The 20,500-nt window shown below is 66.5% G+C and carries 21 protein-coding genes; 12 read left to right on the top strand and 9 right to left on the bottom strand.

Translation table 11 applies throughout. The features are described from left to right. Positions 1–16 precede the first annotated feature (16 nt). Positions 17–1,270, bottom strand: a complete 1,254-nt coding sequence (locus AC1ME3_RS06655; RefSeq protein WP_056054666.1) for an aspartate kinase — start codon at positions 1,268–1,270, stop codon at positions 17–19. Positions 1,271–1,322: 52 nt separating this feature from the next. Here AC1ME3_RS06655 and ubiG point away from each other — a divergent pair, with 52 nt between their 5' ends. Together ubiG and AC1ME3_RS06645 are read left to right on the top strand one after the other, a co-directional pair. Then, positions 1,323–2,063 carry a bifunctional 2-polyprenyl-6-hydroxyphenol methylase/3-demethylubiquinol 3-O-methyltransferase UbiG gene (ubiG, locus tag AC1ME3_RS06650; RefSeq protein ID WP_480955351.1) on the top strand — a complete coding sequence of 247 codons (741 nt, stop codon included), beginning with the start codon at positions 1,323–1,325 and terminating at the stop codon, positions 2,061–2,063. 237 nt (positions 2,064–2,300) lie between these two features. Further along, positions 2,301–3,740: a DUF2029 domain-containing protein gene (locus AC1ME3_RS06645; protein WP_480955350.1), complete on the top strand. Its 1,440-nt coding sequence runs from the start codon at positions 2,301–2,303 to the stop codon at positions 3,738–3,740. Here AC1ME3_RS06645 and AC1ME3_RS06640 read toward each other — a convergent pair. From AC1ME3_RS06640 to AC1ME3_RS06630, 3 genes are read right to left on the bottom strand one after another with little or no spacing between them, the layout of a single operon-like run. Next, positions 3,682–4,866: a glycosyltransferase gene (locus AC1ME3_RS06640; protein ID WP_480955349.1), complete on the bottom strand. Its 1,185-nt coding sequence runs from the start codon at positions 4,864–4,866 to the stop codon at positions 3,682–3,684. The genes AC1ME3_RS06645 and AC1ME3_RS06640 overlap by 59 nt on opposite strands. Continuing rightward, positions 4,863–5,378, bottom strand: coding sequence for a DUF2141 domain-containing protein (locus tag AC1ME3_RS06635; RefSeq protein WP_480955348.1), 516 nt, complete (start codon positions 5,376–5,378; stop codon positions 4,863–4,865). Before AC1ME3_RS06635 ends, AC1ME3_RS06640 begins: the two co-directional genes overlap by 4 nt. Next, complete coding sequence (locus AC1ME3_RS06630; RefSeq protein ID WP_480955347.1) at positions 5,375–6,307, bottom strand: hypothetical protein; 933 nt, start codon at positions 6,305–6,307, stop codon at positions 5,375–5,377. Before AC1ME3_RS06630 ends, AC1ME3_RS06635 begins: the two co-directional genes overlap by 4 nt. A gap of 146 nt (positions 6,308–6,453) precedes the next feature. Between AC1ME3_RS06630 and AC1ME3_RS06625 the strand changes: the two genes are divergently transcribed. Next, positions 6,454–7,518 (top strand): glycosyltransferase, encoded by a 1,065-nt coding sequence (locus AC1ME3_RS06625; protein WP_480955346.1) that lies wholly within the window; start codon positions 6,454–6,456, stop codon positions 7,516–7,518. Between the two features lie 222 nt (positions 7,519–7,740). Here the strand turns inward: AC1ME3_RS06625 and AC1ME3_RS06620 are convergent, their stop codons facing one another. The 5 genes from AC1ME3_RS06620 to pyrE all read right to left on the bottom strand — a co-directional run bounded on the left by AC1ME3_RS06620 (position 7,741) and on the right by pyrE (position 11,744). Beyond that, positions 7,741–8,820: an AI-2E family transporter gene (locus AC1ME3_RS06620; protein WP_480955345.1), complete on the bottom strand. Its 1,080-nt coding sequence runs from the start codon at positions 8,818–8,820 to the stop codon at positions 7,741–7,743. Position 8,821: 1 nt separating this feature from the next. After that, on the bottom strand, positions 8,822–9,814 hold the full coding sequence (lepB, locus tag AC1ME3_RS06615; protein ID WP_480955344.1) for a signal peptidase I: 993 nt from the start codon (positions 9,812–9,814) through the stop codon (positions 8,822–8,824). Beyond that, on the bottom strand, positions 9,811–10,245 hold the full coding sequence (acpS, locus tag AC1ME3_RS06610) for a holo-ACP synthase (RefSeq protein WP_480955343.1): 435 nt from the start codon (positions 10,243–10,245) through the stop codon (positions 9,811–9,813). The genes lepB and acpS overlap by 4 nt, the downstream gene beginning before the upstream one ends. Before the next feature lie 177 nt (positions 10,246–10,422). Then, positions 10,423–11,163 carry a pyridoxine 5'-phosphate synthase gene (locus tag AC1ME3_RS06605; protein ID WP_060525942.1) on the bottom strand — a complete coding sequence of 247 codons (741 nt, stop codon included), beginning with the start codon at positions 11,161–11,163 and terminating at the stop codon, positions 10,423–10,425. Beyond that, on the bottom strand, positions 11,160–11,744 hold the full coding sequence (pyrE, locus tag AC1ME3_RS06600; protein WP_480955342.1) for an orotate phosphoribosyltransferase: 585 nt from the start codon (positions 11,742–11,744) through the stop codon (positions 11,160–11,162). Before pyrE ends, AC1ME3_RS06605 begins: the two co-directional genes overlap by 4 nt. Positions 11,745–12,078: 334 nt before the next feature. On the opposite strand from pyrE, the gene coxB reads away from it, so the two are divergent. The 9 genes from coxB (at position 12,079) to AC1ME3_RS06555 (ending at position 20,477) form a co-directional block, all read left to right on the top strand. Further along, entirely contained in the window at positions 12,079–13,233 is a 1,155-nt protein-coding gene (gene coxB, locus AC1ME3_RS06595) for a cytochrome c oxidase subunit II (RefSeq protein ID WP_244655792.1), read from the top strand. A 1-nt stretch (position 13,234) separates the two neighbouring features. Beyond that, positions 13,235–14,899, top strand: a complete 1,665-nt coding sequence (ctaD, locus tag AC1ME3_RS06590) for a cytochrome c oxidase subunit I (RefSeq protein ID WP_353466860.1) — start codon at positions 13,235–13,237, stop codon at positions 14,897–14,899. A 238-nt stretch (positions 14,900–15,137) separates the two neighbouring features. After that, positions 15,138–16,625 carry a hypothetical protein gene (locus AC1ME3_RS06585; protein ID WP_480955341.1) on the top strand — a complete coding sequence of 496 codons (1,488 nt, stop codon included), beginning with the start codon at positions 15,138–15,140 and terminating at the stop codon, positions 16,623–16,625. Positions 16,626–16,684: 59 nt separating this feature from the next. Further along, the gene (locus tag AC1ME3_RS06580; RefSeq protein ID WP_480955340.1) at positions 16,685–17,584 is read left to right on the top strand and encodes a heme o synthase; all 900 of its coding nucleotides are present in this window, start codon (positions 16,685–16,687) and stop codon (positions 17,582–17,584) included. After that, entirely contained in the window at positions 17,581–17,730 is a 150-nt protein-coding gene (locus AC1ME3_RS06575; protein WP_167397693.1) for a hypothetical protein, read from the top strand. The genes AC1ME3_RS06580 and AC1ME3_RS06575 overlap by 4 nt, the downstream gene beginning before the upstream one ends. Further along, entirely contained in the window at positions 17,730–18,281 is a 552-nt protein-coding gene (locus AC1ME3_RS06570) for a cytochrome c oxidase assembly protein (protein WP_480955339.1), read from the top strand. Before AC1ME3_RS06575 ends, AC1ME3_RS06570 begins: the two co-directional genes overlap by 1 nt. A gap of 30 nt (positions 18,282–18,311) precedes the next feature. Further along, entirely contained in the window at positions 18,312–19,238 is a 927-nt protein-coding gene (locus AC1ME3_RS06565) for a cytochrome c oxidase subunit 3 (protein WP_480955338.1), read from the top strand. Positions 19,239–19,485: 247 nt separating this feature from the next. Beyond that, positions 19,486–19,869: a DUF983 domain-containing protein gene (locus tag AC1ME3_RS06560; protein ID WP_480955337.1), complete on the top strand. Its 384-nt coding sequence runs from the start codon at positions 19,486–19,488 to the stop codon at positions 19,867–19,869. A 62-nt stretch (positions 19,870–19,931) separates the two neighbouring features. After that, a complete protein-coding gene (locus AC1ME3_RS06555; protein ID WP_480955779.1) occupies positions 19,932–20,477 on the top strand; it encodes an SURF1 family cytochrome oxidase biogenesis protein in 546 nt (181 codons plus the stop codon). Positions 20,478–20,500 lie beyond the last annotated feature (23 nt).

Raw genomic sequence — 20,500 nt, 5'->3', positions numbered from 1 at the left:
TCGTTATCTATCGAGCTCAAGCCGCATCCTCGGCATCGAGCCCGTACGCCGTGTGCAGCACGCGCACAGCCAGCTCGGTATAATCCTCTTCGATCAGCACGCTGACCTTGATCTCCGACGTCGCGATCGCCTGGATGTTAATCCCGCGCTCGCCGAGCGTGGTGAACATCGTCGAGGCGACGCCCGCGTGGCTGCGCATGCCGACGCCGACCACCGACACCTTGGCGACACGCGTATCGTGGACGATCGTCGCATAGCCGATCGCGTCCTTCGCCTTGTCGAGCACGTCGAGCGAGCGCGCCAGATCGGCTGCCGGCACGGTGAACGTCACGTCGGTCGAGCCGGTCGAATGCGCGACGTTCTGCACGATCATGTCGACGTTGATCCCCGCGTCGGCAAGCGGCGCGAAGATCGCCGCGACCGATCCCGGCCGATCGCTGACCTGCGTCAGGGTGATCTTCGCCTCGTTCTTGTCGTGCGCGATGCCGGTGATGAGCTGGCGTTCCATATCGTCGATTTCCTCTTCGCCCACGATCAACGTGCCGCGGTGACCATCATTGGTATCGCCGTCTTCGAACGAAGACAGCACGCGCACGCGCACATTCTCTTTCATCGCCAGGCCGACAGACCGCGTCTGCAACACCTTGGCACCGACGCTGGCGAGTTCCAGCATCTCTTCGTACGTGACCTTGCTCAGCTTCCGCGCACGCGGCACGATCCTGGGGTCGGTCGTGTAGACGCCGTCGACGTCGGTATAGATGTCGCAGCGGTCGGCCTTCATCGCCGCCGCCATCGCCACCGCCGACGTATCCGAGCCGCCGCGCCCGAGCGTCGTCACGCGCTGGCCGTCCGCGACGCCCTGGAAACCGGGGATCACGGCGACGACGCCGTCCGCAAGGCTCGCGTCGAGCGCGGCCGTGTCGATCTCACCGATACGGGCCGAGCCGTGCGCGTCCGACGTGTTGATCGGCAACTGCCAGCCGAGCCAGCTGCGCGCCTTGCAGCCCGCCGCCTGCAGCGCGATCGCGAGCAAACCACTCGTAATCTGCTCGCCGGCCGAGACGACGACGTCATATTCCTTCGCGTCGTACAGCGACGACGCCTCGCGGCAGAAGCCGACCAGCCGGTCCGTCTCGCCGGCCATCGCGGAGACGACGACGGCGACCTGGTTACCGGCGTCGACTTCGCGCTTCACGCGCGCGGCGACGTTGCGGATACGCTCGATCCCAGCCATCGACGTCCCGCCGAATTTCATCACGATACGGGCCATTGGCAGCGCAAATCCCTTTGGGTCGAAGCGGCGGCCCTGATAGGTAGCGCGCATGATACTGGCAAGTGACACCGTAAACGGCGCAACAATCGATCCGCGCGAAGCCGCGCATTTCGGTACGATGGCGAAGGACTGGTGGGACCCGAAGGGCTCGTCCGCCCCGCTCCACAAGCTCAACCCGCCGCGATTGCGCTATATCCGCGAGCAGGTCGACGCGCATTGGGGTGGCGATGGTGCGACCTTCACGCCGCTCGCGGGGAAGACGGCACTCGACGTCGGCTGCGGCGCGGGGTTGCTGTGCGAGCCGCTCGCCCGGCTTGGCGCAGAGGTTATGGGGATCGATGCGGCACCCGAGAATATCGCGGTTGCGGAGATCCATGCGGCGCAGAGCGGGCTTGCGATCGATTACCGCGCGGGGGGAGTCGAGGGACTGGTGGGACAGTTCGACCTCGTCACCAGTTTGGAGGTGATCGAGCATGTCAGCGATCCCGCCGGCTTCGTGCGGGGCTTGGCGCGGACGTTGGCGGAGGGTGGATTGCTGATTCTTTCGACGCCCAACCGGACGCCATTGTCGCGGTTGGCGATGATTACCGTGGCGGAGGGCGCTGGCGTCATTCCCAAGGGCACGCACGACTGGAACAAGTTCCTGACGCCCGAGGAACTGACCGCGTTGCTGAAGGATGCGGGGCTCCGCGTGACGGATACGCGGGGACTAAGCTTCTCGCCAGCGACGGGGTTCGCGCTGAGCGATTCGACCAACCTCGACTATTTCCTGACCGCGGTAAAAGCCTGACCTTGCCCCACACGCCACCACCCCGGCCTTCTCCGCCACCCCGGCGAAGGCCGGGGCCCAGTTGGGAAAGCCGTGGTAACGAAGCGCAGTCCTTAGCCATCACCGTCCCCCAACTGGGCCCCGGCCTCCGCCGGGGTGGGAGTGGTGGGTATGGTGGCATTCGTGGCTGAGCACACCGCTCCCCAACCCTGTTCACCCGCGAAGGCGGGCGCCCAGACTGGGCACCCGCCTTCGCGGGTGAACAAACTTCTGACGTTCGCAGCGCTGGCAATGATTCTCATCATCCTCGCCCTCCTCCGCCCCGTCGACCACGACGAGAGCCAGTACGTCGCCGCCGCCATCCTCACCGCGCACGGCCTTATCCCCTACCGAGACTTCGCCTACCTCCAGACCCCGCTCCAACCCTACCTCTTCGCCCCGATCGCAGCCCTGGCCACCACCTGGACCTGGCCGGCACTCCGCATAACCAACGCCGCCCTCGGCACAGCCACCATCGCCGCCGTCCACCGCGCCGCCCGCATAGGCGGTGCCGGCACCCGCACAGCCACCATAGCAACCGCGCTGTTCGCCACCTGCGACATCCTACTCTTCAGCATCGGCACCGCGCGCAACGACGCGCTCCCCGCCGCCTGCCTGGCGCTAGCCCTCCCCGCGATCGTCCGAACCGCGCGCGACCAGGCAAGTCGCCGCGACGCGATCCTGATCGGCGCGCTGCTCGCAGCCGCCGCAACCGCGAAAATCTCCTATGCCCTCCCCGCACTCACTTACGGCGTCTGGACGCTGTTCAGCCGCAACCGACGCCCGTGGTGGACATTGCTCGGCGCAATGCCGTTCGCGCTCTTCACCCTGGCGCTGTTCGCCGCATCGCCCGAAGGCTTCCTGTTCGGCGTGCTCGCCTTTCCCGGCCAGGCACCAACCGAATGGTACCAGGCCCGCCCCTGGAAGCTGTCGAACACCGCCAAGATCGCCGACACGCTCAAGTTCCTCGCGCTCGGCCCTGCCCTGCTCGCGATCGTCGCCATCACCGGCAGGCGCCATCGCTGGCACCTGATCCTCGACCTTCTGATCCTCGCCGGCCTGACCGCCGCGCTAGCGCCGGTGCCGACATGGCGGCAATATCTGCTGCCAATGCTCCCCGCTCTGTTCGTGCGGCTCGCGCTGGTCTGGCACGCGCACCCGCCGGGCAAGGCGATGCGGATCGCCGCAATCGTCTTCGCCTGCGCCGGACTCGCCCCCACGATCGAAGCCGTCGCGAGCGGCCGCATCCCCATGCTCGACGCGATGCGCGACGCCTCAGCCGTTCGCCAGGCGCTGGACCGCGAACACGTCGCCGGCCCGGTCGCGACGCTCTCCCCGCAATTCCTCCCCAGCAGAGCGATCGACCCGCGCTTCGCCACCGGCCCCTTTTATTTCCGCAGCACCGCGCTCCTGAACGCGTATAAGGAACGCAAACTCCGCTTGATCTCGCACGCGCGGATCGCCCTGCTCGGCCAACCGCCCGCGATCCTCACCGGCGGCGAAGGCGCGTGGAGCAGCGGCGACGACCGCATCGACGCATCCCTCGCCACCTACGCAAAACACCAGGGCTACCGCGCGGTCCCCGTCCCCGACACCCGATTCACCCTGTACGTCGCACGCCATGCTTCGCCGCGACCAGCCCCGCATAATAATCCATGAGCTCCACCGCATGCTCGCGGTCGCTGCGGACATGCCGCGCTGCCACCGCCGCCGCTCGCCGCAACATCGCCGGATCGCGCGCGAACAATCGCCCGATCGCCGCCGCCGCGCTCTCCGCATCGCGCGCCGCGTAAAGCTCGCTGGCGTGGCGGTCCGCGACTTCCGCACACCCGCCCGTATCAGGCACGATCAGCGGCAGGCCCGACGCCATCGCCTCCGACGCGACCAGCCCGAACGGCTCCGCCTCCGACCCGTGGATCAGCGCATCGCAGCTCGCCATGATCCGCGCGAGCCGCTCACGGTCGTATACCGGCGCGAACATCCGGATATGCGGCGAGCCCCCGATCCGGCGCTGGATCGCCTTGGTCTGCGCACCCGCGCCGATCAGGACCAACCCCACCGGCAGAGTCGCCCCCGCCCGCGCCACCGCGTCGACCACCAAGGGCCAGCGCTTCTCGCCATGATGCCGCCCGAGCCCGAGCAATAGCATCCCGTCCTCGGGCAAGCCGCACTGCCGCAGCAACGCCGCGCGCAACCGCGTATCGCGCAAGTCCGGCGAGAAATGCCCGCGCTCGATCCCGAGCGGCATCGCCGCATCGATCCGCAGCCCGCGCGCGCGCAACCGCTTCTCCAGCGCCGGGCCGTTGGTGACGACGACGTCGTATTTCTCGAGGAAACGCCGCATGTACCGGCTGTACCAGGCGAAGCCGCGCTCGATCTGGTCATGGCTCGCGACGCCCGCGAACCAGCGCTGCGCATAGGCCGCGATATTGTCGTTGTGCATGAAGAACGCCTTTACCGCGCGCCCCTGCCAGTCGCCGACGAACCACGCCGGCCGCCACGGCGAACAGCATTCGACCACGTCCGGATCGAGTTCGTCGAGCACGCGGTGGATGGCGCCCTCGTCCCAGAACAACCCGTAATTGCGATCGAACGGCATCCCCGGCGACTTGAGGTAGATGATCCGCCCGCCGCCCGGCCGCTCCTCGACGCGGTCCTCCTTGCCCGGCGCGACGACGATCAGCTCATGGCCCATGTCCGCCATGATCCCCATTTTCCGGTCGACATAGGTCCGCACGCCGCCGCCGGTCGGCGAGTAGAACTCGTTGACGTCCACCACTCTCACGGCGTGACGGGCCCAAACCCGCCGAGCCCGCGCAGATACTGCACGGTGATCCGCACCGTCGTGACGCCCGCGCCGACCTCGACCAGCGCCTGCTCGACCTTCGGCCGCGACCGCCCGAGCTTCACGTTGCTCGCGAACCCGGCACCATCGGTCCAGAAGCTGAACTTGTTCTTCCCGTCGCGATTATGCGTCAGCAACAGCGCATAGCGGCCCGGCCGCGGCACTCGGATGCACAGCATCGGCGCGCCGCTCGGCGGCGTCGGCACCACCACGCGCCGAAACGTCTTTCCCGCCGCGATCAGCACGTGGTCGTCCTTGAGAAAGCCCGCTTCGTCATCAGGATAGAGTTCGAGCTTCAACTCGCCCGTACGATCCTTCAGCCCGCTGACCTCGACCGCGATCGCCGGCCCCTCGCCCGGTCGACACGCCGCCGCATCGCTACCGAGCACCTGTGCCCCGGCCGGTCCCGCAAGCGCAGCGATCGCGGCCAGCGCGATACAGGCGCGGATCATGCGCGCAACCGGGTGAGTCCGGCGTGGATGCCGAACAGGATGATCAGCGCGACATGCACCAGCAACGTCAGCGCGGCGGTGAACGCGATCAGTTCCGACAGGGTCTGGTCCTGCCCGATCAACAGGATCGCGGCGTTGGCGAACAGCAGGTCTTTGTTCGGCACCAGCGGCAGGCGCGACACCAGCAGGCGCCCGGCGGCAAGGAACAGCCACATCCCGACCGGAACCCCGGGCAACGCATAATGCCAGGCGAACGCGATCAGGACCGACCCGCACAACAGCCGGATGCAATGGATCCCGAACACCCACCACAGTTTCGCGCGCGGCAGCGAGAACACGCGGCGCGAGAAGATCAGGAACGGCAGCGAGATCGCCAGCGTCACGCCCGCCGACGCCAGCACGGTGCGGAACTGGTCGTGCGTCAGCAGGTGCCGGCCGAGCGGCAACGCGATCGCCACGAGCAGCAGCGTCACCGCATTCCCCGCGATCGCCGACAGGATCGACACGTCCTTCACCGCGCCGAACGGCGACGCCACCATCCGCGCCTTCGCCCGCGCCCAGGCGTAGAAATACGCATCGCCGGAGTATCCGAACACGACTTCGTTCGCGATCCGCTTTTTGATCAGCGCGACGAGGCCGCCGAGCGGAATACCCCAGAGCCGGCGGAAGATGACGTAATCTCCGGTCGGCGGCGACATGTAGAGCAGGCCGAAGCACAGATAGAAACGCGGATCCTGCGGCACCGAGCGCGACAGCCCGGCAAGGCCATGCCCGAGCAGTTCGCGCCCCAGCCCGACAATCATTGCCAGCGTCAGCACCGCACCGATAATCGCGGGCCAGCGACTGCCGAGCGCCTTCAGCGGCTCGAGCCCGGCGCGCGCGATATCCGCATAGCCTTCGGATTCGGTCGACTTCGCACGCGTGTTCAATTGCCTGTCCTCAACCAATCGCTCTCAAGCCGCTCCACCGTCTGTCGGCCGGCCCAATAGCCGGCCGTCGATGTGCGTGCACGCAAAGTCGGTTTCATTCGGTCGCGATCTCCGCTTTATCCATCGCGCACTATGATGACCCCCATATGTCACCCGTGAGCGAGCCGCCGACCGTCCGGCACATCCTGACCTATGCCGAGGATCTGCGCGGCGGCGGGGTCGAGCGCGCGCAACTGCGCCTCGCACGCGGCTGGCTGGCGGCGGGGCGCCGCGTGACGCTGGCGATCGAGGATATTGCCGGGCCGCTGGCGGCGGAACTCCCGGAGGGTCTGGAGATCGTCACGCCCTCGCGGTTGCTGGCGTTGCCGGGGGTCGTGCGTCGCTTGGCGCCAGACGTGATCTTTTGCCCCGGTAATTTCTATACCGGCATCGCGGCATGGACGCGGCTGCGACTCGGCAGGACGTGCCCGCCGATCGTCGCCAAGATGTCCAACGCCCCCGCACGCGCCGATCACGGCCGCCTGATGCACGCCGCGCATCAAGTCTGGCTGGCACGCCACGGGAGCTTCCTCGATCACCTCGTCGCGATGACGCCGGCGACGGCGGACGAGGCGGCGTTGGCGACCCGGATGATCGGGCGGACGAGCGTCATCCCGAACCCGCCAGCGGTGCCGATCCCGGGCGCGCTGCCAGACCTGCCTGAGCGTTTCATTCTCGGCGTAGGCAGGCTCGAACCGCAGAAGCGCTGGGACCGCCTGATCGCCGCGCACCCGCTGCTGGCGGACCAGACGATACCGCTCGTCATCCTCGGCGAGGGGAGCGAGCGGGGGGCGATCGAGGCGCAGATTTGCGCGCTCGGCTTGGGGGGCCGCGTTCTCCTGCTCGGCCACAGTAGCGATCCGCTCCCGGTCATGGCCCGAGCCGCGGTACTGGTGCTGACGTCGGATTACGAAGGTGTGCCCGGTGTGTTGCGCGAGGCGCTGTCGGTTGGGACGCCGGTAATCTCCACCGATTCGAGCACGGCGGTGGCGGAAATCATCGACCGCGCGGACTGTGGTACGATCGTCGCGAGGGACGATGCGGCTGGGCTGATCGCAGCGTTGGATGCATGGCTAGCGCCAACTGCGCAACGCCCGGAGCCGGTCCCGCAGGCCGGTGCGGACTCGGCGGACCGCTATCTCGCGCTCTTCGACCAATTGGTCAGGCGCTAGCGCCCTAGCCTTTCTCGCCCCCGCCCCATTGTCGGTCTCCGCCCCCACCTTCCGTCATCCCCGCGGACGCGGGGACCCATACTGGCAAACTTCGGAGGATATGGGTCCCCGCGTCCGCGGGGATGACGGATTGTGAGCTTTATCCCACCACCATTGTAGAACGAGGGTGCTTACCACCGGAGGTCGGTACCGTTGCGCGTGCCGACCGCACGGGCACCCCCGTCACGCAGTAGCAGCCACTCCCTCGTCAGCCTCAGCCTTCTCCTCTTCCCGCTCCGACCGCCGCTCCAGCGCGGTCTTCAACATTGCGGTCATCGGATCGGCCAGCGCCAGCCCCAGGATCCCGAACAGCGCGCTCGCCAGGATCTGCGCACCCAAGGTCAACGCCGGCGGCAGATCGACCGTGCGCTTGGCGACCATCGGCACGATCACATACCCGTCGATCGTCTGCACGACGAGGTACGTGCCGATCGCCCAATACCCCGTGTCGACGCCCGCGCTGAACCCGACCGCGACCATCAGCACGCCCGTCACGATCGCGCCGACGTTCGGGATGAACGCCAGGATCCCTGCGATGATGCCGAGCAGCATCGCCATCGGCACGCCGCCGATCGCCAGCGCGATGCCGCTCGCGACACCCTCGACCGCCATCCCGAGCAGGCGCCCGGCCAGCAAGCGGCGCAACGTCGCGCCCATCTTGACCAGCGTCTTCGCGAACTCAGGGCGGAGATCGCTCGGCACCATCCACTGCATCCCGCGCGAATAGGTGCCCGGATCCATCGCGATGAACAGCCCGAGGATCAGAATCATGAACATGCTGGTGATCGCGCCGATCGCGCTGCCCACCCACGACGTCACGCGCCCAACCGAACCGAGCGCCTGCCTGACGATCCCGTTGACGTCCGACGCGCCCGGCATCAGCCCCTGCGACGTCAGATAGCCCGTGAAGCGATTGGCCTGCGATTCCAGCGTCGAGCGCAACTGCGTCACCTGCTCGGTGACCTGAACGCCGGTGAGGATGAACGTCCCCACCAGGAACGCGAAGGTCAGCAGCACGACGATCAGCAGCCGCCAGCCCCGCCCGATCGGCAGTACCCGCCCGAGCAGCCGCACGCCGCCATCGAGCAGCGCCGCGAACACGACGCCGGCAAAGATGATCAGCAACGGCTGCACCAGCACGATCAGCAACGCGATCACGCAGGCCAAGCCCAGCCAGATCATCGCGCGCTTCAGTTCCTTGCGCAGGAACGGATCGCGCATCTCGACCGGGCTGAGCTCGTCGACGGTCTTCGTCTCGGCCATCTCAGTTCACCTTGACGGGATGCAGCGAGGTGCCGGCACGGTCCGAGCGCAGCGAACTCCACCAGCTCAGCGGATTGAACGTCGCATCGCCGTCGAGACTGAACGTGATGAACTCCGCACGGCCGCCGAGATTCTCGTACGGCACCGGACCGCCAAGACCGAGTTGGCTCAGCGCGAACCGGCTATCGGCCGAGCGATCGCGGTTATCGCCCATCAGGAAGACATGGTTCGCGGGGATCGCGATCTCGGCGAAATTGTCGCCCTGGCTGTCCGATTCGAGATCGATCGTCTCGTAGCGGCGGCCGTTCGGCAGCGTCTCGGTATAGGTCGGCAGGCGGCACATCTCGCGACCGTCGGGCAGCGTCTCGCGGGCGCCGGGATAGTCGATCTCGCTGCACGGGCTGTTGGTGTCGACTGGGATCAGCGTGTCGTGCAAGGGGCCGCGCTTCACCGCGACGCCGTTGAGGAACACGATTCCGCCGCGCACGGCCAGCTTGTCGCCGGGCAGGCCGATGACGCGCTTGATATAGTCGTTATGCGTTCCCGGCGGCGTCACGATCACCACGTCGCCACGCGTCGGCAGCGAGCCGAACAGGCGGCCGTGGATGAACGGCAGCGACACGCTCCAGCTGTCCTCCTGCTGGCGCAGCACAACGCCCTTGAAGATCGCGACCGGGTTCGGGATCGTCGGCGACACGAACGACCAGCCGTACGCGAACTTGGTCACCACCAGCCGGTCACCGATCCGCAGCCCCGGCAGCATCGACTCGCTTGGGATATAGAAGGGCTTGGCGATGAAGCTGTGGAAGCCGAGCACGACCAGGATCAGCCAGAATATGCCCTTCACCTCGCCCCACCAGTCGGTGCCGCGGCGGCGGGTTGTTTCCGGTGTGGTGCCGGCCGGTGGCGCGGTATCGGCCGCGGTCTGGGCTAGGGGGGCCTGCGCGAGGGGCTTTTCGGGGAACTCGTTGCCGTCCAACGCCGCGTCCTTCATCGGTTCGTATCCTGGCGCATGTCCGGGGATATCAGAGGTATGGCTTCGATGATCACGAAGGCCTGCGCCCACGGATGATCATCGGTCATGGTCAAATGCACGCGCGCGGCGTGGCCTTCCGGGGTCAACGCGTCAAGCCTCGCTTTGGCGCCCCCGGTCAACGCCAGCGTCGGTGCGCCGCTGGGGGCGTTGACCACGCCGATGTCGCGCATGAAGACGCCTGCGCGAAACCCGGTCCCGACCGCCTTCGAAAACGCCTCCTTGGCGGCAAATCGCTTCGCCAGCGTCCCCGCCTTTGTAAAAGGCCGCCGCGCCGCCTTCGCCCGCTCGACATCGGTAAACACCCGCTGCTCGAACCGATCCCCGAACCGCTCGACCGACGCCGCGATCCGCTCGATGTTACACAGGTCAGACCCGAGCCCGATAATCATCGCGACGCCTGGGGTCGGAAGACAAAATTAGATTTGCGCGCAGAGGCGCAGAGGCGCGGAGAGTATGAAGGCCGCAAGAGCGGCAAGATCGAGCCAGGCAGCGAGAGAATCCAGCCACGGGCTAGCCCCCTCTTCTGCTCCGCGCCTCTGCGCCTCTGCGCGAACAAAACTGCCTTACTACCGCGCCGCATCCATAGCCTCGCGCATCAACCGAACCGCCTCACCAAGCCCAACGAACAGCGCCTCACCAACAAGAAAATGCCCGATGTTCAGCTCCCGGACCTGCCGGATAGCCGCGATCGGTGCGACGTTGTCGTAGGTCAGCCCGTGGCCCGCATGCACCTCGATGCCGTTCTTCGCCGCCAACGCCGCCGCGTCGCTCAGCCGCCGCAGCTCGACCGTCCGCGCTTCGCCCGACAGTTCCGCGTAGAGCCCGGTATGCAGCTCGACCACCGGCACCTTGAGCCGAACCGCCGCCTCGATCTGGCGCGCGTCCGGCTCGATGAACAACGATACGCGGATGCCCGCCCCCGCCAGCGCATCGACCAGCCGCGCCATCCGGTCGTAATGCCCGGCGACGTCGAGCCCGCCCTCGGTGGTCAGTTCCTCGCGCTTTTCCGGCACGATGCACGCCGCGTGCGGCTTGTGGCGCAGCGCGATGCCCAGCATCTCGTCGGTCGCCGCCATCTCCAGGTTGAGCGGGATCGTCAGCTCGGCCGACAGCCGCGCGATGTCGTCGTCGGTGATGTGCCGCCGGTCCTCCCGCAGATGCGCGGTGATCCCGTCCGCGCCAGCCGCCGCCGCGACCAGCGCCGCGCGCACCGGATCGGGATACCCCGCCCCGCGCGCATTCCGCACCGTTGCGACGTGATCGATGTTCACCCCAAGGCGCAGGTGGTCGTTGCCAAGGGGGCTCATGCCGCCGCCCGACTTCCAGGCTTGATGGCCGGGATCGCGGCGAGTTCACGCGGCAACGCGTCCGCCGGATGGGTCGGCACGTCGAGCCGGATCAGCGGGAAGAACGGCACGCCCAGGTCCGCCGTCCCGTTCGAGCGATCGACCAAGGCCGCCGCCGCGACCGTCACGCCGCCCGCGCGCCCGATCGCCGCGATCGCCTCGCGCGACGACAGCCCAGTGGTGACCACGTCCTCCATCATCAGCACGCGCTGCCCGGGCGCGAGCCGGAACCCACGACGCAGTTCGAACACACCGTCGGGCCGCTCGAGGAATACCGCCTCGACCCCAAGTGCACGGCCCATTTCGTGGCCGGCAATCACGCCGCCCATCGCCGGCGAGACGACGATATCGATCTGCGCACGCAACTCGGCCGGGATCGACGCCACCAGCGCTTCCGACAGCCGAGCGCCTCGCGCCGGATCCATCAAAACCCGCGCGCATTGCAGGTAGCGCGAACTGCGCAGGCCGGAGGACAGGATGAAATGCCCTTCGAGCAACGCTTCGGCAGCGCGGAATTCGGCGAGCACGTCGTCTTCGGTCATCGCGGGTCATCGCTCCAAATGGTCTCCCCGCGCTGATACGAGCGCACGAAACCACGTGCAACGAGAACCGGCGCACCACCTGCATCCTGACGAAAGTCAGGACCCAGAGCCGCAGGGGACGGCGTTCGTGATCCTGGATCCTGACTTTCGTCAGGATGACGGGGGTTAGTGCGGGCGCCTGAAGGGCTCATGCCAGACAAGGCTTGAGGCGAGCCCCCCCGCTGGGTATAGCTCTTCCCAAATCATAAGCAGACATCCGCGCGTCCGGAATCGGGTTCGCTATAAACCGGGGTCAAGAATAACGATGCGCAAGATGGGGATGAGAGGATTTGCGATGGCAGCGGGGCTCGCACTGGCGAGTCTCGGTGGTGTCGCCGGGCACGCGGCCCAGCCGGCTGCCACGCCAACGTCAGCAGCACCCGCACCGCAAGCCGCTGCCGCTCCGGGAGGCGTGTCGAACACTGCGCCGACGACCGCCGCAGCGACGCCCACCGCCAACCCGTCCAGCCCCGAGCTCGCGATGGACGGTGCGCCCGCGATGACGGTCAAGCCGATGATCGGCCAGCCCACGGACGGCCTGTTCGGCCTCCAGCCACAGGTCACCAAGAACGGCCAGTTCGCGCACTGGATGCACAATTCGATCCTGGTGCCGACGATCACGATCATCTCGCTATTCGTCCTCGCGCTGCTGTTCTGGGTCTCGTTCCGCTACCGCAAGGCACGCAACCCGGTCGCGTCGAAGACCAGCCACAACACCTTCATCGAGATCATCTGGACGCTCGCGCCGGTCGTGATCCTGGTGCTGATCGCGGTTCCCTCGATCGGGCTGTTGCAGGCCCAGTTCAAGCCCGCCCCGTCGGGTGCGGTGACGCTGAAGGCGATCGGCAATCAGTGGTATTGGACCTACCAGTATCCGGACAATGGCGGCTTCGAGATCACCGCCAACATGCTGAAGGAAAAGGCTGACGTCGCCGCCGGCGAGCGCCCGCGCACCGATGCCGACGGCCCCAAGCTGCTCGCCACCGACAACCGCATCGTCCTCCCCGTCGGTGTGCCGATCCGCCTGATCACGACGTCGAACGACGTGATCCACAGCTGGGCGGTCCCCGCCTTCTGGATCAAGCTCGACGCGATCCCCGGCCGCCTGAACGAGACCAGCTTTACGATCGAAAAGCCCGGCCTGTATTTCGGCCAGTGCTCGGAGCTCTGCGGCGCGCGCCACGGCTATATGCCGATCGCGGTCGAGGCGGTTCCGCCGGCCGAATATGCAGCCTGGGTCAAGGCCAAGGGCGGCACGATGCCGACCCCCGGCAAGGCGTCCGACAAGGTCATTCCGCAGCCCGGCGCCGACGGCTCCGCGGCGAAGGTCGAGGAGGCCGCGGAGACCGCCAACGCCACCGGCCCCGTGGAAAATGTGACCACCGCAGCCCCTGCGACGACGCAGGGCGCCACCTCAAACCCGGCCGGCGCCGGCAACGCGGGACAGTAAGATGACCGACACCGCTCTCACCCCGTCGGCCTTCGTGTCTCACGAAGCGCACGATCATCATCACGATACCGATCACAAGCCGGGCTTCTTCGCGCGTTGGTTCATGTCGACCAACCACAAGGACATCGGTACGCTGTACCTGATCTTCGCGATCGTCGCGGGGATCATCGGTGGCTCGGTCTCGGGCCTCATGCGCGCCGAGCTCGCGCATCCCGGCATCCAGTATCTGCAGGGCTGGGCAAGCATGCTCCACGGCGGCCCCGCCAGCCTCGACGAATCGCTCCATCTCTGGAACGTGCTGATCACCGCGCACGGCCTGATCATGGTGTTTTTCATGGTCATGCCGGCGATGGTCGGCGGCTTCGGCAACTGGTTCGTGCCGATCATGATCGGCGCGCCGGACATGGCGTTTCCGCGCATGAACAACGTGTCGTTCTGGCTGCTGATCCCCGCCTTTACGCTGCTGCTGGCATCGCCGTTCTTCGGCGGCGCAGGTAACGGCTGGACGCTCTACGCGCCGCTCTCGACGTACGGCGAGCCCGGACCGTCGACCGACATGGCGATCCTCGCGCTCCATCTCGCGGGCGCATCGTCGATTCTTGGCGCGATCAACTTCATCACGACGATCTTTAACATGCGCGCGCCGGGCATGACGCTGCACAAGATGCCGCTGTTTGTGTGGTCGATGCTCGTCACCGCGTTCCTGCTGCTGCTCGCACTCCCAGTGCTAGCCGCCGCGATCACGATGCTGCTGACCGATCGCAACTTCGGTACGACGTTCTTCGATCCGGCCGGCGGCGGCGATCCCGTCCTGTACCAGCATCTGTTCTGGTTCTTCGGCCATCCCGAAGTCTACATCATGATCCTGCCGGGCTTCGGCATCGTCAGCCAGATCATCTCGACGTTCAGCCGCAAGCCCGTCTTCGGCTATCTCGGCATGGCGTATGCGATGGTCGCGATCGGCGTGGTCGGGTTCGTCGTGTGGGCGCACCACATGTTCACCACCGGCCTCAGCGTGAACACCAAAATGTACTTCACCGCGGCGACGATGGTCATCGCGGTCCCGACCGGCATCAAGATCTTCTCGTGGATTGCGACGATGTGGGGCGGCTCGCTCACCTTCAAGACGCCGATGGTGTGGTCGATCGGGTTCATCTTCATGTTTACCGTCGGCGGCGTGACCGGCGTGGTGCTCGCGAACGGCGGCATCGACGACTACATGCAGGATACCTATTACGTGGTGGCGCATTTTCACTACGTGCTGTCGCTGGGTGCGGTGTTCTCGCTGTTCGCCGGGTTCTACTACTGGTTCCCGAAGATGACCGGCAAGATGTATAACGAGTTCCTCGGCCAGCTGCACTTCTGGGTGTTCTTCATCGGCGTGAACGTGATGTTCTTCCCGATGCACTTCCTGGGCTTGCAGGGCATGCCGCGCCGCATCCCGGACTACACGCCGCAGTACGAGCATTGGAACACGGTCGCCTCGGTCGGCTACATGATCATGGCCGCAGGCATGGTGGTGTTCTTCGTCAACCTGATCTGGTCGCTGCTCGCGGGCAAGCCGGCGGGCGACAACCCCTGGGGCGACGGCGCGACGACGCTGGAGTGGACGATCTCCTCGCCGCCGCCGTACCACCAGTTCGAGACACTGCCGCGGATCGATTAGGATGCGAGGCCGCGTAGCGCCAGCTGCGCGCCGGTGCGGTCAAGCCGCACGCATCCGACCGGCCGGCGCGGCAAGGCCGCGTCCGACGACACGGGACTTGCTCCCGTGTCGGAGCCGGCCAAAAGCGAAGACGCCTCGGGGAAACCCGGGGCGTTTTTCGTTCCGCGATGCGGACCGAGCGCTCACCTAGAATCCGACATTCATCTTTCCGGAGGAGAATCGCGCTACTCCTCCCTCCATGACGACGTCGCCCAGCTCCCTAGCCTCCGACCCACGCACCCTCGAAGCGCCAGTCGCCCCCGGCACACCCCGTGCGGTCTTCGCGCTGTTCGTCGGATTTGCGGCGTTCGCCTTCACGATCATTCTCCCGACGCTGCTGCTCGATGGCGACACCGGCTGGCATCTCGCGACTGGCGCCTGGATCGTCGCGCACGGTAGCGTCCCGACGCACGACCCGTTCTCGTTCACTGCCGTAGGACGCCACTGGGTCGCACACGAATGGCTCTCCGAACTCGCGATGTACGCGAGTTATCGCGCAGCGGGGTGGACCGGGCTGAACTTGCTGACCGGCGTCGCAATGGCCGCGCTCTACGCGCTTGTCGGGTATGAACTCCCCCGTTGGATGAGTATCCGGGCGAGCATCGTCGCCGTGTTGCTGACCGCACCCGGCATCGCGCCCTCTCTGCTCGCGCGCCCGCATATCCTGGCCTTGCCCCTCCTCGCAGGATGGCTGATCGCCCTTCTTCACGCGCGTGAACGCGGTCAGGCGCCGTCCCTCCTTCTCGTGCCGCTGATGCTCGTCTGGGCGAACGCGCATGGCAGCTTCATCTTCGGGCTCGCGCTTTCTGCAGTCTTCGCGCTCGAAGCCCTGATCGCCGCGGCTCCTGCCGACCGTCGCACCGTGATCTTCACCTGGGGCAAGTTCGGCCTGTGCGCAGGGCTCGCTGCGCTGGCGACACCGGCAGGCTTCGGCGGCTTGGTCTTCCCGTTCTACGTCAACGGCCTCAAGCTGCTGGCGCATCTTGGCGAATGGCAGCCCGCCGATTTCTCTACCTTCACCGCCTCCGAAGCGACCCTCCTGGCCACGCTGTTCTTCGTACTGGCAAAGCCCGTCCGAATCCCGCCCGTTCGCCTGCTGCTCTTGCTCGGGGTCCTGCATCTCGCCTTGCAGCATACCCGACAGGAGATCGTTCTCATGGTCGTCGGCGTGCTTATTCTCGCGGAACCGATCGGCAAAGCCTGGACGCCGGCTGCGGCGGCTAAGGCTGCACTTGATTCGCCGACCGCACGCCGCGATACCTATCGGGCCGGCTTGGCGGTCCTCGCGATTGCTCTCGCGCTCGTCGCCTACCGGATCGCAGTCCCGGTCGCGCGCACCAACAGCACCGGCGTCCCGGCCGCCGCGCTGCGCCACCTGCCGCCATCGTTGCGCGGCGCGCGCGTTTTCAATGAATACAGCTTTGGCGGATCGCTCATCCTCGCCGGCATCCGCCCCTATATCGACGGTCGTTCCGACATGTACGGCGATCCGTTCACGCTCGATTACATCGAGATAGTCGGCGGCAACGCGGCACGCTGGGAGGCGGCGAACGCCAAATGGCATTTCGGCTGGACGATCCTCCCACCACGATCGAAGCTGGCAAAACGGCTCGACCACGATCCGGCCTGGCGACGGGTCTACGCGGACGATATCGCCGCGATCCACGTTGCTCGATCGGCCCGCTGACCCTGCGCGACACGAAGGGTTTCCGACACATGCGAGGAAGCGTATAGCATATCCGAACAATGACTCCTGCCACCCCCCTATTGCCACCAGCGCACTGGCGCGATTTCCTTGCGCTGACCAAGCCGCGCGTGATGACGCTGGTTGTCTTCACCGGGCTGTGCGGCATGCTCGCCGCGCCGGTCGGCGTGCACCCGGTGATCGGCTTCACCGCAATCCTCTGCATCGCGCTCGGCGCGGGTGCCGCGGGTGCACTCAACCAATGGTACGAGTCGGACATCGACGCGGTCATGCGCCGCACGCAAAAGCGACCGCTCCCCGATGGCCGGATGGAACGCCAGGCCGCGCTGCATTTCGGCGTCGGACTCGGTGCCTTCTCGGTGCTGTTCATGGGCGTCGCAGTTAACCTCGTCGCGGCCGCGATCCTGACCGTCTCGATCCTGTTCTACGTGCTGGTCTACACCGTCTGGCTGAAGCGCCGGACGCCGCAGAACATCGTCATTGGTGGTGCCGCCGGGGCGTTCCCGCCACTGATCGGCTGGGCCGCGGCGACCGGCGATATCGCGCTGCTGCCGGTGTTGTTGTTCCTGTTCGTGTTCCTCTGGACGCCGCCGCATTTCTGGGCGCTCGCACTGTTCATGAAGAGTGATTACGCCGCAGCGGGCGTGCCTATGCTCCCCGTCGTGTCGGGCGAGCGGACCACGCGGACACAGATCGGACTCTACACGATTCCGATGGCGGCGGTCGCGATCCTGCCGTGGCCACTCGGGCTGACCGGGCCGATCTACGGCGTCGCCGCGGTCCTGCTGACCGGTTGGTTCGCATTGCTTGCCATCCGCGTCTCGAGGCGCACCACGCATGCCGACGATGCGATGAAACCGGAGAAGGCCTTGTTCAAATACTCGATCCTGTATCTGTTCGTGATGTTCGGCGCGCTGGTCGTCGATCGGTGGTTCGCATGAGCATGCCCGATCCCATCCGCGACGAAGACCTGATCCGCAGCCGCCAGCGCGGTCGCGCGCGCGTGATGGCCATCCTGCTCGGCGCGTTCGTCATCCTCGTCTTCGCGATCTCGATCGCCAAGATCCGGGCGGGGATGCCGCACTGATGGCCGGCTGGAAGGCCATGTCGCGCACCAACCGTACGGCGGCGCTAGCGGTTCTCTTCATCTGTTTCATGACCGGGCTCGCCTGGGCCAGCGTGCCGCTCTACCGCCTGTTCTGCGCCGCGACCGGGCTCAACGGCACCACCAACCGCGGACTGGCTGCCCCCGGCGCGGTCGACCACAAGATCACGATAGACTTCGACACCAACGTCAGCCCCAAGCTGCCGTGGAAGTTCACGCCCGAGAATCGCTCCGACACGGTCGACGTCGGCGCGCGCGACATGGCGTTCTTTACCGCGACCAACACGTCGAACAAGCCGCTGACCGGCACCGCGACCTTCAACGTCCAGCCCGCACAGGCCGGCAAGTATTTCACCAAGATCCAGTGTTTCTGCTTCACCCAGCAGACGCTGAAACCCGGCGAGACCGCGCGGATGCCGGTGATCTTCTTCGTCGATCCGAAGATCCTGACGGACCCCGACGCGGCCGATATCCAGACGATCACGCTCAGCTATACGTTTTACCCGGTGGATTCTGCGAAAACAGCCAGCTAGAACGACGCCAAAGAAAATAGGGGAGTACCGATGGCCGGCGCCAAGAACCATGATTACCACATCCTGCCGCCGAGCATCTGGCCGCTGGTCGGCTCGTTCTCGGCGCTGATCATGGCGGTCGGCGGCATCATGTGGATGCACGGCGGCCATATCGACAAGCCAAACGGCGGCGGCTGGGTGTTCTTCATCGGCCTCGCGGGCGTGCTCTTCACAATGTATTCCTGGTGGACGCAGGTCGTGCACGAGGCACGTGCGGGCGATCATACGCCGGTCGTCCAGCTCCATTTCCGCTACGGCATGATCCTGTTCATCGCCTCAGAAGTGATGTTCTTCGTCGGCTGGTTCTGGGCGTTCTTCGACTTCTCGCTGTTCCCGACCGCAATGACCTTCGCCGATGGCACCGTCACGCGCGCGGTCGAAGGCGGCGCGGCGATCGTCGCGCAGTGGCCGCCCAAGGGCCTGACGGTCATCAACCCGTTCGAACTGCCGCTGCTCAACACGCTGATCCTGCTGACGTCGGGCACCACCGTGACCTGGGCGCATCACGCGCTGATCCATAACCAGCGCGGCGGCGAGAAGACCGGTGCATGGGGCCTGATCGGCGTCGGCAACCGCGACGGCGTGCTGAAAGGCCTGTGGCTGACGGTAATCCTCGGCGCGCTGTTCAGCTCGATCCAGGCGTACGAGTACGTCCACGCACCGTTCCCGTTCAAGGGGATCAACTACGGCGCGTCGTTCTTCATGGCGACGGGCTTCCACGGCTTCCACGTGCTGATCGGCACGATCTTCCTGATCGTCTGCCTGGTCCGCGCCTATCGCGGCGACTTCACCCCGCGCCAGCACTTCGGCTTCGAAGCGGCGGCGTGGTACTGGCATTTCGTCGACGTCGTGTGGCTGTTCCTGTTCGTCACCGTCTACGTCTGGGGCGGCTGGGGCGCCCCCGTCCACGGCGGTTGAGCGACTACTGTCCCGTCTTTAGCCGCCACCCCGGCGCAGGCCGGGGCCCAGTTGGAAAGGTGGTGGTAACTAAGCACTGCCCTCCGTTAGCAACGTCCCCCAACTGGGCCCCGGCCTTCGCCGGGGTGGCGGCGAATAGCCGAAAGCTCACTCAAGCTTCCGCGCTAACCGTGTTCTCCCGCGAAGGCGGGAGCCCAGTCTTGATCCCCGCCTTCGCGGGGAAACAAGGTATGGAGGAACTGACGGCATGACCGAAGACCCATACCCCCTCGCCACAGCCCCCACGATCGCCCAAGTCGCGCTGAAAGGCCTCTGCCCCCGCTGCGGCAAGCCGACCCTCTTCGCGAAATGGTCAAACTTCGCCGACCGTTGCCCGAACTGCGGACTCGACTTCAGCAAGTTCAACGTCGGCGACGGCCCTGCCGCATTCCTGACCCTGATCCTCGGCGCGCTAGTCGTAGCGCTCGCGATCACGCTCGAACTCAAAGTCCACCCGCCGCTCTGGCTGCATATGCTGATCTGGATCCCCTTCACCGCCGGCGGAGTCGTCCTCTCGCTCCGAGCAGCCAAAGGCGCGCTCATGTCCGCCGAATACCGCAACGCAGCCCGCGAAGGCCGAATCGACCCGTGACCCGACCCGCACGACGTATCCCAATAGTCCCGACCATCCTCGTCACGCTCGCAATCTTGGCGATGATCGGGCTCGGCTTGTGGCAACTCCTCGACCGCCTCCCCAAAAAGGAAGCGTTCCTCGCGCAGCTCGCTGCCAACCCCGCCAAGCCGCCGATGGCCTTCCCGCGCTTCCCTGACGAGACGCTGTTGTTCCGCCGCGCCTCCGGTCTCTGCCTCCAGCCGACCGACATCAAGCTCGCCGGCGCCGGCAAGTCCGGCTTCCGCGCGATCGCCGAGTGCCGCACGGGCGCAGAAGGCCCCGGGATGATCGTCCAGCTCGGGACGACGCGTGATCCCATGGCAAAGGTGGCTTGGCCCGGGGGCGAAGTCTCCGGCTTCATCAGCCACGCGCCCGACGGCCGTTCGCTGATCGGATCGCTGTTCGATCATACGCCGCAGCGCCTGATGCTGGTCGCGGACACGCCACAGGCGGATCTCAACCCCAACGGCAAGCCCGACATCGCCTCGGTCCCGAACAACCACCTCGCCTACGCCGGCCAATGGTTCTTCTTCGCCGCCATCGCCGCGATCATCTACACCCTCGCGCTCCGCCGCCGCCCGCGCTAGCCGTTCTCCTGCGAACGCAGGAG

This window comes from Sphingomonas sp. BL2, from assembly GCF_056680015.1.
The sequence above is the reverse complement of the archived record's forward strand: the minus strand, read 5'-3'. Positions and strand labels throughout refer to the sequence as shown.

Coding starts and splice junctions, on each gene's coding strand:
- AC1ME3_RS06655 (WP_056054666.1), bottom strand. CDS start 1,270: ATGGCCCGTATCGTGATGAAATTCGGCGGGACGTCGATGGCTGGGATC.
- ubiG (WP_480955351.1), top strand. CDS start 1,323: ATGATACTGGCAAGTGACACCGTAAACGGCGCAACAATCGATCCGCGC.
- AC1ME3_RS06635 (WP_480955348.1), bottom strand. CDS start 5,378: ATGATCCGCGCCTGTATCGCGCTGGCCGCGATCGCTGCGCTTGCGGGA.
- AC1ME3_RS06625 (WP_480955346.1), top strand. CDS start 6,454: ATGTCACCCGTGAGCGAGCCGCCGACCGTCCGGCACATCCTGACCTAT.
- AC1ME3_RS06620 (WP_480955345.1), bottom strand. CDS start 8,820: ATGGCCGAGACGAAGACCGTCGACGAGCTCAGCCCGGTCGAGATGCGC.
- lepB (WP_480955344.1), bottom strand. CDS start 9,814: ATGAAGGACGCGGCGTTGGACGGCAACGAGTTCCCCGAAAAGCCCCTC.
- acpS (WP_480955343.1), bottom strand. CDS start 10,245: ATGATTATCGGGCTCGGGTCTGACCTGTGTAACATCGAGCGGATCGCG.
- AC1ME3_RS06605 (WP_060525942.1), bottom strand. CDS start 11,163: ATGAGCCCCCTTGGCAACGACCACCTGCGCCTTGGGGTGAACATCGAT.
- pyrE (WP_480955342.1), bottom strand. CDS start 11,744: ATGACCGAAGACGACGTGCTCGCCGAATTCCGCGCTGCCGAAGCGTTG.
- coxB (WP_244655792.1), top strand. CDS start 12,079: ATGGCAGCGGGGCTCGCACTGGCGAGTCTCGGTGGTGTCGCCGGGCAC.
- ctaD (WP_353466860.1), top strand. CDS start 13,235: ATGACCGACACCGCTCTCACCCCGTCGGCCTTCGTGTCTCACGAAGCG.
- AC1ME3_RS06585 (WP_480955341.1), top strand. CDS start 15,138: ATGACGACGTCGCCCAGCTCCCTAGCCTCCGACCCACGCACCCTCGAA.
- AC1ME3_RS06580 (WP_480955340.1), top strand. CDS start 16,685: ATGACTCCTGCCACCCCCCTATTGCCACCAGCGCACTGGCGCGATTTC.
- AC1ME3_RS06575 (WP_167397693.1), top strand. CDS start 17,581: ATGAGCATGCCCGATCCCATCCGCGACGAAGACCTGATCCGCAGCCGC.
- AC1ME3_RS06570 (WP_480955339.1), top strand. CDS start 17,730: ATGGCCGGCTGGAAGGCCATGTCGCGCACCAACCGTACGGCGGCGCTA.
- AC1ME3_RS06565 (WP_480955338.1), top strand. CDS start 18,312: ATGGCCGGCGCCAAGAACCATGATTACCACATCCTGCCGCCGAGCATC.
- AC1ME3_RS06560 (WP_480955337.1), top strand. CDS start 19,486: ATGACCGAAGACCCATACCCCCTCGCCACAGCCCCCACGATCGCCCAA.
- AC1ME3_RS06555 (WP_480955779.1), top strand. CDS start 19,932: ATGATCGGGCTCGGCTTGTGGCAACTCCTCGACCGCCTCCCCAAAAAG.